This is a genomic window from Nocardiopsis sp. YSL2, assembly GCF_030555055.1.
GTDB lineage: Bacteria > Actinomycetota > Actinomycetes > Streptosporangiales > Streptosporangiaceae > Nocardiopsis.
This window is the reverse complement of sequence record NZ_JAMOAO010000001.1, coordinates 1,236,301-1,251,619: the sequence shown is the minus strand read 5'-3', so window position 1 is coordinate 1,251,619 and position 15,319 is coordinate 1,236,301. Positions and strand designations below refer to the sequence as shown.

Below are 15,319 nucleotides of genomic sequence, written 5' to 3'. Positions count from 1 at the left end.
CGGCTTGAGGAGAGATGCATGGTCCTGGCGATGACCGTGATCGGGATCATCCTGTTCGTACTGGGACTGTTGTTCTCGATCGCCTGGCACGAACTCGGTCACCTCTCCACGGCCAAGATGTTCGGCATCAAGTGCACCGAGTACATGGTCGGTTTCGGCAAGACCCTCTGGTCCGTCCGGCGCGGGGAGACCGAGTACGGCGTCAAGCTCGTCCCCCTCGGCGGATTCGTGCGCATGGTCGGCATGCTGCCGCCGGCGCGCAGGACCCCCGACGACGGGGGCCGCAAGCTCTCGCGCTGGCGGGCGATGGCCGAGGACGCCCGTGAGGCCTCCTACGTCGAGCTGGCGCCGGAGGACCAGGACCGCCAGTTCTACCAGCGGGCGCCGTGGAAGCGGCTGATCGTCATGTTCGCCGGCCCGGCGATGAACGTCGTGCTGGCCGCGATCCTGCTCGCCATTCTGTTCATGGGCATCGGCGTCCCGCAGAGCACCACCACCATCGGTGCGGTCAGCGAGTGCGTGGCGCCCGTGGGCAGCTCGGTCAGCGACTGCGAGGGCCTGCCGCCCACCCCGGCGGCGGAGGCCGGCCTGGAGCCGGGCGACGTCATCGTCTCGGTGGACGGGGAGCCCGCGCCCGACTGGAACTCCGCCAACCAGCTGATCCGGCGGTCGCTGGGCAGCACCGAGATCGTCGTCGAGCGCGACGGCGAGCCGCGCGCCTTCGACGTCGACATCATCGAGAACGAGCTGCCCGCGCGCGACGCCGAGGGCGAGATCCTCTACGAGACCGACGCCGACGGCGAACGGGTCTACGACGACGAGGGCTTCGCCGTCTACCGGACCGAGACGGTGGGCTTCCTCGGCATCGTCTTCCTCAACGAGCGGGCGCCGCTCACCCTGGGGGAGTCCGCGGCGGAGATGGGCAGCATGCTCGTCGCCGTCGGCGAGGCCCTCATCAACCTGCCCAGCCGGGTCCCGGAGGTGTTCGCCGCCGCCTTCCTGGGCGAGCAGCGCACGCAGGACTCCCCGGTGGGTATCGTCGGCATCTCCCGCATCGGCGGCGAGATCATGTCGCAGGGGCTGCCGGTCGCCGACACCGCGGCGCTGATGATCCAGATCCTGGCCGGGGTCAACCTCTTCCTGTTCGCCTTCAACATGCTCCCGATCCTGCCGCTGGACGGCGGTCACATGGCGGGTGCGATCTGGGAGTGGATCAAGCGCGGCTGGGCGAGACTGACCAAGCGGCCCGACCCGGGGCCGGTGGACGTGGCACTGCTGACACCGGTCGCCTACGTCGTGGTCGCGTGCTTCCTGGTCTTCAGCGTGGTGCTGCTGATCGCCGACGTGGTCAACCCGGTCAGACTGTTCGGTTGACGGCGGGAAGATCCGACGGGGCGGTGTCGGCGGGCCTGCCGGTCGGCCCCGTAGGTGCAGGTAACCTTGGGATCGCGATCCGGGAACGGTGATGCGGCCCGAGCCGCCGATTCCACCGGTCGGCCGTGCGCACACTCGGACGCGGCACCGCGCGCCGCGCCAGGCGCCCTCTATCGGAAGATTTCAAGTGCCGCCCCTCCCTCCGGGCGGTAGACGAGGTGAATCAAGCGTGTCCATCGATCTCGGCATTCCCACCACTCCGCCGCGCCCTTTGGCGACCCGTCGGCGCTCCCGGCAGATCATGGTGGGAAACGTCCCCGTCGGCGGGGACGCCCCGGTCTCGGTGCAGTCGATGACGACCACCCGTACCTCCGACATCAACGCGACGCTCCAGCAGATCGCCGAACTGACCGCCTCCGGCTGCCAGATCGTCCGGGTGGCCGTGCCCACCAACGACGACGCCGACGCGCTGCCGATCATCGCCAAGAAGTCGCAGATCCCGGTCATCGCCGACATCCACTTCCAGCCCAAGTACGTGTTCGCGGCCATCGAGGCCGGTTGCGCGGCGGTGCGCGTGAACCCGGGCAACATCAAGAAGTTCGACGACAAGGTCGCCGAGATCGCCCGGGCCGCCAAGGACACCGGGACCCCGATCCGCATCGGTGTCAACGCCGGCTCGCTGGACAAGCGCCTGCTCGCCAAGTACGGCAAGGCCACGCCGGAGGCGATGGTGGAGTCGGCGCTGTGGGAGTGCTCGCTGTTCGAGGAGCACGACTTCCGCGACATCAAGATCTCGGTCAAGCACAACGACCCCGTCGTGATGGTCAACGCCTACCGGCAGCTCGCCGAGGCCTGCGACTACCCGCTCCACCTGGGCGTCACCGAGGCGGGCCCGGCCTTCCAGGGCACCATCAAGTCGGCCGTGGCCTTCGGCGCCCTGCTCTCCGAGGGCATCGGCGACACCATCCGCGTCTCCCTGTCGGCCCCGCCGGCCGAGGAGGTCAAGGTGGGCGCCCAGATCCTGGAGTCCCTGGGCCTGCGCGAGCGCGGCCTGGAGATCGTCTCCTGCCCCAGCTGCGGCCGGGCGCAGGTGGACGTCTACACGCTCGCCGAAGAGGTCACCGCGGGTCTGGAGGGCATGGAGGTGCCGCTGCGCGTGGCCGTCATGGGCTGCGTGGTGAACGGCCCGGGCGAGGCGCGCGAGGCCGACCTCGGTGTGGCCTCCGGCAACGGCAAGGGCCAGATCTTCGTCAAGGGCGAGGTCATCAAGACCGTCCCCGAGTCCAAGATCGTGGAGACCCTCATCGAGGAGGCCATGCGCATCGCCGAGCAGATGGGCGAGTCCGGTGTCGAGCCCGGTGAGCCCACCGTGGCCGTGGCCGGCTGATCCACCGACGGCTGCGGACTGTTCTCCGGCCGTCCGGCGCCGCCGAAACCCGTCCCCCTCCACCGAGAGGCGGGGCGGGTTTTCTCATGCTCGCGGCCACGCGGCCACGCGGCCACGCGGTCGCCTTGGCCGCCGCTCCGCCGCTCCGCCGCTCCGCCGCTCCGCCACCACACGACCCCGTCCGGCCGCCCGCCTGCCTGTCAGCGTCCGCCGGGCGGCCCGTCGGGCCCGGGGCGTGCCGCGGACACGGGTGAAACCGCAGGTCACGCGCGCGTGGACACACTGCGTCATGTCACGTGACATGTATCACGCCATCGTGCGTATTGTTGCGCCGTGCCGCACGGATCCGGGGCATTCGTCCAGACAAACGCAATGAATGTGGGTCATGTTACGCGGGTTACGCGGCTAATGTTGCCTAGGGCACGTTCCGGCTGAAACAGGCATGGAACGGATGTCCACCCACCCCCTCTCACCGTTCCAGGGGACCACTGTGTCCTGCCTGGCTTCGGTGTGCCCGCACGCAGGAACGTCGAGGAGTGACACGTGGTCGACCAGCAGACCCCTGTGGGCGCGAACGCGCCCACGAGCCCGGGCGGTGCGCCCGCGCTGAGGGAACGACTGACCAGACGCAAGCCGGTCGAGAAGCTGGTGGCGGAGACCGAGGGCGCCGAGGGCGCCGGACTGCGGCGCCACATGGGCTTCTGGCAGCTCGCCATGATCGGTATCGGAGCCACCCTCGGCACCGGCATCTTCGTGGTCCTGGGCGAGGCGGTGCCGGTCGCGGGCCCCGCCGTCGTCCTGGCCTTCGTGCTCGCCGGAGTGACCGCGCTCTTCTCCGCCCTGGCCTACGCCGAGATGGCCGGGATGATCCCCGCCTCCGGTTCGGCCTACTCCTACGCCTACGCCACCATGGGCGAGTTCATGGCCTGGGTGTGCGGCTGGTGCCTGATGCTCACCTACGGCGTCTCCGTCGCCGCCGTCGGTGTGGGCTGGGGCCAGTACATCAACGAGCTCCTGCACCTGACCACCGGTCTGTCGATGCCCCCGGCGATGCTCGCCGGCCCCCTCGAGGGCGGGCTGATCAACGTCCCCGCCGCCGTCGTGGTCCTGCTGTCGATGTTCGCCCTGCTCGTCGGGGTGCGCGAGAGCAGCCGCGTCAACGCGGTCATGGTCGCCATCAAGATCGCCATCCTGGTCATGTTCGTGGCCATCGCCGTCACCGCCGTCCAGGACGGCAACTTCGCGCCGTTCATGCCGATGGGCATGGCGGGTGTCAGCGCCGCCGGCGCGACCCTGTTCTTCTCCTACATCGGCTTCGACTCGGCCTCCACGGCGAGTGAGGAGGCCAAGAACCCCCAGCGCGACCTCCCGCGCGCGATCATGTTCTCGATGATCCTGGTCACCGCGCTGTACTGCCTGGTGGCCTTCACCGCCGTCGGCGCGCTCAACTGGGCCGACTTCGCCGACGGGGAGACCTCGCTCGCCGGGATCCTCACCGCGGTCACCGGCACCCCCGTGTGGGCGGTCATCTTCGCGGCCGGTGCCGTGCTCGCCCTGGCCAGCGTGGTCCTGGTGGTCCTCTACAGCCAGACGCGCATCCTCTACGCGATGTCGCGCGACGGCCTCATCCCCAAGGCGTTCTCCACGCTGGACGCCAAGGGCACCCCGCGCGCCAACACGATCATCACGTCGGTGCTCATCGCCCTGCTGGCCGCGCTCATCCCGCTCGGCCCGCTCGCCGACGCCACCGCGATCGGCACCCTGTTCGCGTTCGCCCTGGTGAACGTGGCGGTTTTGGTGCTGCGCCGGTCGCGGCCCGACCTCAAGCGCGCGTTCCGCATGCCGGGCTCGCCGGTCACCCCGGTCCTGGGCGTGCTGTCCTGCGCCTACCTGATGTTCAGCATGGCGCTGAGCGTGTGGGTGGCCTTCCTCTCCTGGCTCGCGGTCGGCCTGGTCGTCTACTTCTCCTACAGCATGCGCCGATCGGCCCTGGAGCACGCGGACACCGTCGAGGTCCGCTCCTGACGGCCGTTCCGCGCGCACGGTGAACGCCCCGGAGGGGCCCGAGGGCTCGCCCAGGGTCCCTCCGGTGGCGTCGACGTCGTGTCCTGGAACACAGATCACGCGTCAAAGCGCGCATACGTGCAAGAAAAAGCGGCACTTCGCCACGAAGACGCAACGAACCGATGATCCGATGCACTGAAAAAGCGGACATTCGCCCCTAGAGTGGATGCGGCCGAGCAGCGACCGACGACCGGAGGTGACACGGTGAGCGACCGAGCCCTGCGCGTGGCCCTGGACCAGGGGACCGCCCCCAGCGGTGACACCGCCGCCGCCCTGGCCCGTCTGGCCGACCGGGCCGCGGCCGCGGCCGCCGCCGGAGCCGACCTGCTCGTCGGCCCGGAGATGTCGATGACCGGCTACAACATCGGCGCGGACACCGACCGCCTGGCCGAACCCGCCGACGGGCCCCTGTGCGCCGCGGTCGCCGCCATCGCCGCCGACACCGGGATCGCCATCGTCCACGGCTTCCCCGAGCGCGCCGACGGCACCGTGTACAACACCGTCCAGCTCGTCGGAGCCGACGGCACGCCCCGTGCCGCCTACCGCAAGGCGCACCTGTTCGGCGACCTGGACCGCGGTGCGTTCACGGCCGGGTCCGATCCCGTCGTCCAGGTGGAACTCGGCGGCCTGCGCCTGGGTCTGCTGGTCTGCTACGACGTGGAGTTCCCCGAGCCCGTGCGGGCCCACGCCCTGGCCGGGACCGAGCTGCTCGTCGTGCCCACGGCCCTCATGCGACCCTTCACCGACGTGGCGACCCGCCTCGTGCCGGTCCGCGCCCTGGAGAACCAGATCCACCTGGTCTACGTGAACCGCTGCGACACCGAGGGCGACCTGCGGTACGCGGGGCTGAGCGCCCTGGTCGCGCCGGACGGCACCGACACGCTGCGGGCGGGCCCCGACGAGGAGCTGCTGGTCGGCGACGTCGACCCGGCCGCGCTCGCCCGGGCCCGCCGGGACCAGTCCTATCTGGCCGACCGGCGACCGGAGCTCTACGCCCGGCTGACCGCCTGAGCCGCGCCCGCGCCGCGGCACCACCCGCACCACCCGCACCCACGCTGATCCGCCCGGCCCCCGGCCGGCCAACCGAGCCACCCGCTCGCCCACACCCACGTGAAGGAGGGGTCTGATGACGTCTGCCGTGCCCACGGCCGCCGGTTCCACGCCCGCGCAGGACACACCGCTGAACATGTGCGGACCGGACTTCCCGTTCGCCTACGACGACTACCTGGAGCACCCCGCCGGGATCGGGCAGGTCCCCGCCGGGAGCCACGGGACCGAGGTCGCCGTCATCGGCGGCGGGCTCTCCGGCATCATCACGGCCTACGAGCTGATGAAGATGGGCCTGAAGCCGGTCGTGTACGAGGCGGACCGGATCGGCGGCCGGCTGCGGACCGAGAAGCTCGACCACTGCCCCGACGACGTCGTCGCCGAGATGGGCGCCATGCGCTTCCCGCCGTCGTCCACCTCCTTCTGGCACTACGTCGACCGGGTCGGCCTGGAGACGGTCGCCTTCCCCAACCCGCTCTCCCCGGTCACGCCGAGCACCGTCGTCGACCTCAAGGGAGAGTCCCACTACGCCACCACCCTGGACGACCTGCCCGAGGTCTACCGCGAGGTGGCGCGCGCCTGGGACCGCACCCTGGAGGAGGGCGCCCAGCACACCCGCATGCAGCGGGCCATCCGCGAGCGCGACGTCGCCACGCAGAAGGAGATCTGGAACGAGCTGGTCGCCAAGCTCGACAACCAGACCTTCTACGGCTTCCTGTGCGACTCCCCGGCCTTCGCCTCCTTCCGCCACCGGGAGATCTTCGGCCAGGTCGGCTTCGGGACCGGCGGTTGGGACACCGACTTCCCCAACTCCATCCTGGAGATCCTGCGCGTCACCTACACCGGCGCGGACGACGACCACATGGGCATCGTCGGCGGTGTCCAGCAGCTGCCGCTGCGCCTGTGGGAGGACGCCCCCGACAAGCTCGTGCACTGGGCGCAGGGCACGACCCTGGCCTCGCTGCACGAGGGCGGCCCCCGCCCGGCCGTGACGGCCCTGCGCCGGACCGCGGCCAAGGGCTCCCCGTCGGGCAACATCACGGTCACCGACGCCTCGGGCTCGACCCGCACCTACGCGGCGGCCGTGTTCACCGCGCAGAGCTGGATGCTGCTGTCCAAGATCGACTGCGACGAGGACCTGCTGCCGATCGACCACTGGACGGCGATCGAGCGCACCCACTACATGGAGTCCTCGAAGCTGTTCGTGCCGGTGGACCGCGCGTTCTGGCGGGACCAGGACCCCGAGACCGGCCGCGACGCCATGAGCATGACGCTCACCGACCGCATGACCCGCGGCACCTACCTGCTGGAGGGAGAGGACCCCGACGGGCCGGCCGCGATCTGCATGTCCTACACCTGGTGCGACGACTCGCTGAAGTGGCTGCCGCTGTCGGCCAACGAGCGCCTGGAGGTCATGCTCTCCTCCCTCGGCAAGATCTACCCGAACGTGGACATCCGTTCCCACATCACCGGTGACCCGGTGACGGTCTCGTGGGAGGACGAGCCCTACTTCATGGGCGCGTTCAAGGCCAACCTGCCGGGCCACTACCGGTACCAGCGCCGCCTGTTCACGCACTTCAAGCAGGACGGCCTAGCCGAGCGCCACCGTGGCCTGTTCCTGGCCGGGGACGACGTGTCCTGGACCGCCGGCTGGGCCGAGGGCGCCGTGCAGACCGCCCTCAACGCCGTGTGGGGCGTGGCGAGTCACTTCGGCGGCGGGACCGATCCGGCCAACCCGGGTCCGGGCGACGTCTTCGACGAACTCGCCCCGCTCGCCCTGCCCGAGGACTGAGGCCCCGCCGGGAGCGGACCTCCCCTCGAGTGCCGCCCCGGACCGGAAGCCCGTCGGCCCCGACCGCGCCCCGCGCGGCCGGGGCCGACGCCGTTCCGGAACGCTTTCACTGAGTGAAAGTCGTACTGCGCGAGCCGACCCGCGTCACACAGCATGGTGACCGAGGCCACGGAGCGCGGAACGCGTGACCCCGGCGACCCGACACCGTCGGCGGCGCAGCGGATCCGCGCTCCCCGTGGCCGTCCACCGACGCAGGAGGCCGCGCACATGACGGAGTTCGTTCGCAACCAGTGGTACGTCGCCGCGTACGGGACCGAGGTCGGTCGCGCGTTGTTCGCGCGTACGATCCTCGGCGAACCCATCGTGTTCTACCGCACGGAGGCCGGCGAGGTCGTCGCCCTCGCCGACCGCTGCGTACACCGCCGCTATCCCCTCTCCGAGAGCCGGCTGGAAGGTGACCGCATCATCTGCGGCTACCACGGCTTCACCTACGACACCCAGGGCACGTGCGTGTCCGTGCCGGGCCAGAAACGCGTCCCGCGCACCGCGCGCGTGCCCTCCTATCCCGTGGTCGAACAGGACTCGTTCGTGTGGGTGTGGATCGGCGAGCCCGACCTGGCCCAGGCCACCCCGATTCCGCGCGCACCCTGGCTGGACGACCCGGCCTACACCGTGGTGTGCGGAATGGAGCCGCTCGCCGCGCGCTACGACCTGCTGGTCGACAACCTCCTCGACCTCTCCCACGAGACCTACCTCCACGGCGGCTACATCGGCACCCCCGAGGTGGCCGAGACCCCCATCACCACCGAGGTCGACGAGTCCGAGCGCGTGGTCTACGTCAGCCGCCACATGGCCGACGCCGCCTGTCCGCCCTTCTACGCCGAGTCCACCGGCATCCAGGGCCGCATCACCCGCTGGCAGGACATCGAGTACCGGCCCCCGTGCCTGTACCTCCTGCACAGCCGCATCGCCCCCGTCGGCGTGCTCCCGCACGAGGACGGCACGGACCCCGACGCCTTCCACGTCGAGGTGGTGTACGCCATCACGCCCGAGACCGAGCACAGCACCCACGACTTCTGGGCGGTCGCGCGCGACTTCGCCCTCGGCGACGAGAAGGTCTCGGCCTTCCTGAAGGAGAACAACCGCACCGTCGTCCTGCAGGACGTGGTCGCCCTCGACCTGCTGGAGAAGGTGGTCGAGCAGGAGGCCGACGGCTACCAGGAGCTGTCGGTCAACATCGACACCGGCGGGCTGGCCGCGCGCCGCATGCTCAAGGCCATGGCGGCCGAGGGCCGCGGGCGGGCGCCCTCGGCGCCGACCGCGGCGGCCGGGCGGGTCCGGTCGTGAGCCCCGTCGGCAACCGGCCCATGCTCCGGGGCGACGGCATCGTCCGCATCCACTGGGTGCTGGGCACCGACCAGCTGCGGGCGGTGTGCCACTGCGGGGCGGAGCGGCTCTTCGAGGACCCGGTCGTGCTCTGGACATGGGTGCTCGACCACCCCGACGGGCACGGGCCCGGCACCGGTGACCGGGCGGCGTCCGGGCCCGCCGAGGACGCGGCGGACCCGCGCGAGCCGGTTCCGTCCGGCCGCTGAACAGCCACGGGTGTGCCGTGGACGATGAGAGGCAGAAGATGACCGTGACCACCGGGCCGCGCGTCGAGCTGGAGTTCGACGCCCGGCTGGACCGCAGGGAGGCCGTCGCGGACGGCGTGCTGCGGCTGACCTTCACCCGTGTCGACGGGGGCGCGTTCGACCCCTGGGAACCGGGCGCGCACGTGGACCTGGTCCTGGGCCCCGACCTGGTCCGCCAGTACTCGCTGTGCGGCGACCCGGCCGAACGCGACGTCCTGCGCGTGGCCGTCCTGGACGTGCCCGACGGCCGCGGCGGCTCGCGGTTCGTGCACGAGCGGCTGGCGGAGGGGAGCACCGTCCGCCTGCGCGGACCGCGCAACGCCTTCCCGTTCCTTCCGGCCCCGCGCTACGTGTTCGTGGCCGGCGGCATCGGCATCACGCCGCTGCTGCCCATGGTCCGGGCGGCACACGCCGCCGGAGCCGACTGGCGGCTGGTCTACGGCGGGCGGACCCGGACCGCCATGGCCTTCGGTGCGGACCTGGCCCGGGAGCACGGGGACCGGGTGTCGCTGCTGCCCCAGGACGAGGTCGGGCTGATCGACCTGGACGCCCTGCCCTCCGATCCCGGAGGCGACACCCTGGTCTACTGCTGCGGCCCCGAACCCCTGATCGCGGCCGTGGAGGAGCGGGCCTCCTGCTGGCCACCGGGTACGCTCCGGGTCGAGCGGTTCGCTCCGAGGGAGGCCGGGTCGGGCGGGGGCGCGTTCGACGTGGAGCTCGCCGAGACGGGTGTGACCGTTCGCGTCCCCGGGGACCGGTCCGTGCTGGAGGCCGTCGAGGACGCCGGCGTCCAGGTGCTCTCCTCCTGCCGCGAGGGCACCTGCGGTACCTGTGAGACACCCGTGCTCGACGGTGTGCCCGACCACCGGGACTCGCTGCTCACCGACGAGGAGCGGGAGTCGGGGGAGATGATGATGATCTGCGTGTCCCGTGCGCACACGCCCCGGCTCGTCCTCGAACTCTGAGGGGACGGGTGGGGCGCACGGGCGGTGTGAGGCGGACGGGGGAGGTGCACGTGGCGGACAGCGCGGACGGGGCGCGCCCCGACCACCGCACGGTCACCGCCAAGGTGCTCGCGCTGCTGGGCGCCTTCACCCCCGGCACCCCGGAGCTGACCCTCACCGAGCTGGCCCGCCGGTCCGGGCTGTCCCTGCCCACGGCCCACCGGCGGGCCGCCGAGCTGGTGGAGTGGGGCGCTCTGGAACGCGACGCCGACGGCCGCTACCGGGTCGGGCTGCGCTTGTGGGAGGTGGCGTCGCTGGCTCCGCGCGGCCTGGGACTGCGCGAGGCCGCCATGCCCTTCCTGGAGGACCTGTACGAGGTCACGCGGGAGAACGTGCAGCTCGCGGTCCGGGAGGGCCGGGAGCTGGTGTTCGTGGAGCGCATCGCCGGGCGGCACGCCATCCCCGTCCTCACCCGGGTCGGCGGGCGCTTCGACCTGCACTCGACCGGGGTCGGACTGGTCCTGCTCGCCCACGCACCCGTCGGCGTCCAGGACGCGGTACTGGGCGGCCCGCTGCGCGCCCACACGCCGCTGACCGTGACCGATCCGGTGCGGCTCCGGGCCCGCCTGGCCGAGATCCGCCGCTCCGGGTACGCCGTGAGCGAGGGCCAGGTGACCACCGACGCGCTGTCGGTGGCCGCGCCGGTCCGTGACGCGGGCGGCGACGTCGTGGCGGCCGTGTCGCTGGTGGTGCGGCTGGACGAGGCCCGACCCGCCGCTCTGGCCCCGGTCGTCCAAGCCGCAGCGAGGGGGATCTCGCGCGCCCTCAGCTGCCCACCGGGCCGCCGCTGACCCCGCGATCAGGTCGCCGGGGCGTCCTCGTCAGCGAACGGGCGGTCGCCATCGCTCGCACGACGCCGGCGTGACGGCGGCGACGACGCGAACCCCCGGTGGTGCCCGGTCAGGGCAGGTCGGCGGTTCCGGCGAGGATGGGCTGGTCGACCAGGCGGGACAGGACCAGCGTGCTCTTGGTGCGCACCACGAAGGGCTCGGCGCCGATGCGCTCGATGACCTCCTCCAGGTGGTGCGTGTCGCGGGCCCGCACCTGGACGACGGCGTCGGCCTCGCCGGTGACCGTGCACGCCGAGGTGATCTCCGCGTAGGCGGCCAGCCCGGTGCGGATCTCCCCCGGTGAGGTGCGCGCCCGGCAGTACAGCTCGATGAACGCCTCCGTGGTCCACCCGATGGCCTGCGGCTCGACCACCACGGTGAACCCGCGCACCGCGCCGGACTCCACCAGCCGGTCCACACGCCGCTTGACCGCCGAGGGGCTCAGGCCGACCGAGCCGCCGATCTCGGCGAAGCTCATGCGCGCGTCGGCGCCGAGTATCGCGATGATCCGCTCATCGACGCGATCCAGACGCATACCGACCTTCCGTCCAGTTCCGACCTGACCAGGGCACATGCTACCGGGCGGTGAGAGGACGGCCCTCGTGTCGCCACTGATTGTCACTCTTAGTAGTGATAACTATTCATAGGGAGACCAGTCGGGTATGAGGGAGTCGACGAGTGCGAGCACGAATCTGGGCCACCGCTTCCACCGGAGCGATCCTGGCCTCCCTCGTGGCGGCGCTTCCCGTCCAGGCAGGGGAGGCGGCACCGGCGACGCGGGTCGACCTCAGGGTCCTGGACTGGGGCCCGTGCGCGGACCTCGAACCCGTGGCCGACGAGACGCTGGAGTGCGCGACCCTGACCGTCCCGATGGCCCGCGGGGACCACACCGGGAGCACCGCGGGGCACGACGCGACCGTCGACCTCGCCCTGTCCCGGGTCCCCGCCACCGGGACCGCCGAGCACACGCTGCTGGTCAACCCCGGCGGCCCCGGCAGCGCCGGGCGCATGTGGGCCGCCCACACCCACCGGCGCATGTCCGGGGAACTGCGCGAGGTCTACGACGTCGTCTCCTTCGACCCCCGCGGCGTCGGCGCCTCCACCCCGGCGGTCGCCTGCGACCCCGACCACTTCACACCCGTGCGCCCCGACACCGTCCCCGCCGGTCCGGACGAGGAGAGCGCACTGCTGGACCGGGCCGAGGCGCACGCCCGGGCCTGCGCCGACAACAGCGGCCCCCTCCTGGAGCACATGCGCACCGAGGACACCGCCCACGACATGGACGCCATCCGCGCCGCCCTGGGCGAGGAGCGCATCGACTACCTCGGCTACTCCTACGGCACCTACCTGGGCACGGTGTACTCCGCGCTCTACCCCGAACGCGTGCGCGCCCTGGTCCTCGACAGCGTGGTCGACCCCGACAACCCGTGGTACGAGAGCAACCACGTACAGAGCCGTGCCCTGGACCGGGCCACCGGCACCTTCTTCGACTGGGTCGCCCGCCACGAGGACGCCTACGGCCTCGGCGGCACGCGCGAGGAGGTCGCCGACGCCTACTACGCCCTGCGGCAGCGCCTGGGCGCAGAACCCGCCTCCGGGACCGTGGGACCCACCGAGCTGGAGGGAGTGGTGATCGTCGTCGCCTACAGCGGACGCACCTGGCCGACCGTCGCCTCGGCCCTGTCGTCCCAGGTCAACGACGACGACTCCGGCCCGCTGATCGACCTGCACGAGACCTATGGCGACGACGCCGGCAGCGACAACGGCTACGCCGGATACCTCGCCGTCCAGTGCACCGACTCCCACTGGCCGAAGGACTGGGACACCTGGCGCTCGGACACCGAGGACGTCCACGAGGACGCACCCTTCATGGCATGGCACAACACCTGGTACAACGCGCCCTGCGCGACGTGGTCGGCGCCCTCCGGCGACTGGTTCGGGGTCGGCGACGGCCCCCGCGCGCACCCCGCCTACACCGGCGACGCGCTCGTGGTCCACGCCACCGGCGACGGGGCGACCCCGGTCGAGGGAGCCCACGCCCTGCACCGGCGCCTGCCCGGATCCGCTCTGGTCATCGAGGACGGCGGCCTCACGCACGGCGTCGCGCTGACCGGCAACACCTGCGTGGACGACGCGGTCTCCGCGTACCTGCTCAAGGGCGAGCTGCCCGACCCGGGGCCGGGCGCCGACCTCACCTGCCAGGCCGGACCGGAGCCACAGCCGCGCGAGGCGCAGAGCGCTCCCGCACCCGACCTGCAGCGGTTCGGTCCCTTCGGACTCGACCGCGCCCCGGACTCCGCCGACATGGTCGAATAGTCTGGAACCGGCGCGAACAGGCGCGTGCGGTCGCCGCCGGCGGCCGCCGCGACGTCGGCGGAACGATGGGGGAGATGCGATGCTGCGGACCTCGCCGGTACGGGTCCTGGGAGAGCGAGACCGCGAGGCCGTCCACGCGCTCTTGGACACCGATCCCGTGGGAAACGTCTTCGTCACGTCACGGCTGATGGCGACCGGTATCTCGGCCGGTCCGACCGGCACCGAGGTGTGGGGCCACCTCGACCGGGGGCGCCTGACGGCCCTGTGCTACTCCGGGGCCAACCTGGTCCCGGTCAACGCCGGCCCGGCCGCGATCCGCGGGTTCGCCGACCACGCCCGCTGGCGCGGCCGCCGCTGCTCCTCGATCGTCGGCCCCGTCGAGGCCGTCGCCGAGTTCTGGCGGCAGGTCACCCCGGCGTGGGGGCCGGCCCGGGTGATCCGCGCCAGCCAGCCCGTCCTGGAGATCGACGGTCCGCCCCAGGTCACCGCGGACCCGCTGGTGCGGCGCGTACGGCCCTCGGAGCTCAACGTCCTGGTCCCGGCCTGCGTCGCGATGTTCACCGAGGAGGTCGGCGTGCCGCCGGACTCCGGCGACGGCGGCGCGCTCTACCGCGCGCGGGTGGAGGAGTTGGTGCGCACCGGCCGCGCCTTCGCGCGCATCGAGGGCGGGCGCGTCGTGTTCAAGGCCGAGATCGGCGCCGTCACGCCGCACGCCTGCCAGGTCCAGGGCGTGTGGGTCCACCCCGACCTGCGCGGCCGCGGCCACTCCACCGCGGGGATGGCGGCGGTGGTCGAGTACGCGCTCGCCGAGATCGCCCCCCGCGTGACGCTCTACGTCAACGACTTCAACACCCCCGCGCGCGCCGCGTACCAGAGAGTGGGCTTCCGCCAGGTCGGCGAGGTCATGTCGGTCCTGTTCTGACCGCCGGCCCCGACCCCGGCCTCGCCGCGGGTCGGCGCGCCTACGGGCGGGTGGCCACCGCCGTGTGCGCGCTCAGCGGGAAGGCCAGCCCCGTGCCGCGGTCCGTCAGGTGGCGCAGGCGCGCCGCCGCCTCCGCCACCACCGGATCGAGCTCCGGCGCCGCGGGGCCGCCGATGCCGGGCACGGGGGCGGCGCCCAGGAAGGCCCGGACCCATGCCTCCGGCGAGGGGAAGCGCACGGCGTCGGTGCGCCGGCCGATCCGCACACCGGTGAACCCGGCGTGCTCCAGCAGCGCGCGGAGTTCGCCGGCGTCGGCCAGCCCGAAGATCGCGTCGATGAACGCCACCGGGCCGGTGCTCTCGGCCAGGTGCAGCGCGAGCGCCTCCCGCACGGCCGTGTAGCCCGGGGTACCGGGATCGCACCACACGCTCAGCGCCACCCGTCCCCCCGCCGCCACCACGCGGTGCAGTTCGGCCAGCGCGGCCGGCCGGTCGGGGAAGAACTGCAGTCCCTGCTGGCACAGGGCCACGTCGAAGGAGCGGTCCGGCAGTCCCGTACGCTCGGCCGGCGCGCACACCCACGCGATGGGCTCCTCCCCGGCGCGGGCGACGTCCAGCATGTCGGCGCTGACGTCGACACCGGTGACCGATCCCGTCGGCCCCACCTGCGCCGCGGCGGTCCGTGCCACCACACCGGTCCCGCAGGCGAGGTCGAGCACGGACTCCCCGGTGCGCGGCCGCACCTGCGCCACCAGGTGCCGCGCCCAGGGCGCGAACAGGGCGGGGACGAGGTCGCGCGCGTAGTTCCCGGCGGGCACGTGCGCCCGCTGCCAGCCGCTTCCAGCACCCATGGCCGACTCCTCCCACCGGGCGGCCGTCGTCCTTGCGACCAGTATCCCCGCGGCCCGGCACGGTCGCCAGGGCACGATGGGGACCTCCTCACCGGGTGA

The 15,319-nt window shown here is 72.3% G+C and carries 13 protein-coding genes; 11 read left to right on the top strand and 2 right to left on the bottom strand.

All coding sequences use genetic code 11. From position 1 onward, the window contains the following. Positions 1 to 18 precede the first annotated feature (18 nt). The 9 genes from M1P99_RS05360 (at position 19) to M1P99_RS05320 (ending at position 11,093) form a co-directional block, all read left to right on the top strand. Positions 19 to 1,374 (top strand): RIP metalloprotease, encoded by a 1,356-nt coding sequence (locus M1P99_RS05360; RefSeq protein ID WP_304451565.1) that lies wholly within the window; start codon positions 19 to 21, stop codon positions 1,372 to 1,374. A gap of 229 nt (positions 1,375 to 1,603) precedes the next feature. After that, positions 1,604 to 2,761, top strand: a complete 1,158-nt coding sequence (ispG, locus tag M1P99_RS05355; RefSeq protein WP_304451564.1) for a flavodoxin-dependent (E)-4-hydroxy-3-methylbut-2-enyl-diphosphate synthase — start codon at positions 1,604 to 1,606, stop codon at positions 2,759 to 2,761. Between the two features lie 543 nt (positions 2,762 to 3,304). Next, complete coding sequence (locus M1P99_RS05350) at positions 3,305 to 4,786, top strand: amino acid permease (protein WP_304451563.1); 1,482 nt, start codon at positions 3,305 to 3,307, stop codon at positions 4,784 to 4,786. 243 nt (positions 4,787 to 5,029) lie between these two features. Further along, positions 5,030 to 5,836 (top strand): carbon-nitrogen hydrolase family protein, encoded by an 807-nt coding sequence (locus M1P99_RS05345; protein WP_304451562.1) that lies wholly within the window; start codon positions 5,030 to 5,032, stop codon positions 5,834 to 5,836. Positions 5,837 to 5,951: 115 nt separating this feature from the next. Continuing rightward, positions 5,952 to 7,664 (top strand): NAD(P)/FAD-dependent oxidoreductase, encoded by a 1,713-nt coding sequence (locus tag M1P99_RS05340; protein ID WP_304451561.1) that lies wholly within the window; start codon positions 5,952 to 5,954, stop codon positions 7,662 to 7,664. Between the two features lie 267 nt (positions 7,665 to 7,931). Beyond that, on the top strand, positions 7,932 to 9,011 hold the full coding sequence (locus M1P99_RS05335; RefSeq protein WP_304451560.1) for an aromatic ring-hydroxylating dioxygenase subunit alpha: 1,080 nt from the start codon (positions 7,932 to 7,934) through the stop codon (positions 9,009 to 9,011). Next, positions 9,008 to 9,259 (top strand): hypothetical protein, encoded by a 252-nt coding sequence (locus M1P99_RS05330; RefSeq protein ID WP_304451559.1) that lies wholly within the window; start codon positions 9,008 to 9,010, stop codon positions 9,257 to 9,259. The genes M1P99_RS05335 and M1P99_RS05330 overlap by 4 nt, the downstream gene beginning before the upstream one ends. Positions 9,260 to 9,297: 38 nt before the next feature. Further along, a complete protein-coding gene (locus tag M1P99_RS05325) occupies positions 9,298 to 10,263 on the top strand; it encodes a PDR/VanB family oxidoreductase (RefSeq protein ID WP_304451558.1) in 966 nt (321 codons plus the stop codon). Between the two features lie 50 nt (positions 10,264 to 10,313). After that, positions 10,314 to 11,093: an IclR family transcriptional regulator gene (locus tag M1P99_RS05320; protein ID WP_304451557.1), complete on the top strand. Its 780-nt coding sequence runs from the start codon at positions 10,314 to 10,316 to the stop codon at positions 11,091 to 11,093. Between the two features lie 109 nt (positions 11,094 to 11,202). On the opposite strand, the gene M1P99_RS05315 is transcribed toward M1P99_RS05320, so the two are convergent. Next, on the bottom strand, positions 11,203 to 11,667 hold the full coding sequence (locus M1P99_RS05315) for an Lrp/AsnC family transcriptional regulator (protein WP_304451556.1): 465 nt from the start codon (positions 11,665 to 11,667) through the stop codon (positions 11,203 to 11,205). 143 nt (positions 11,668 to 11,810) lie between these two features. On the opposite strand from M1P99_RS05315, the gene M1P99_RS05310 reads away from it, so the two are divergent. Together M1P99_RS05310 and M1P99_RS05305 are read left to right on the top strand one after the other, a co-directional pair. Then, complete coding sequence (locus M1P99_RS05310) at positions 11,811 to 13,448, top strand: alpha/beta hydrolase (protein WP_304451555.1); 1,638 nt, start codon at positions 11,811 to 11,813, stop codon at positions 13,446 to 13,448. Positions 13,449 to 13,527: 79 nt separating this feature from the next. Further along, a complete protein-coding gene (locus M1P99_RS05305; RefSeq protein ID WP_304451554.1) occupies positions 13,528 to 14,370 on the top strand; it encodes a GNAT family N-acetyltransferase in 843 nt (280 codons plus the stop codon). Between the two features lie 40 nt (positions 14,371 to 14,410). Here M1P99_RS05305 and M1P99_RS05300 read toward each other — a convergent pair whose 3' ends face one another. Further along, entirely contained in the window at positions 14,411 to 15,220 is an 810-nt protein-coding gene (locus M1P99_RS05300) for a methyltransferase domain-containing protein (protein WP_304451553.1), read from the bottom strand. Between the last annotated feature and the right edge of the window lie 99 nt (positions 15,221 to 15,319).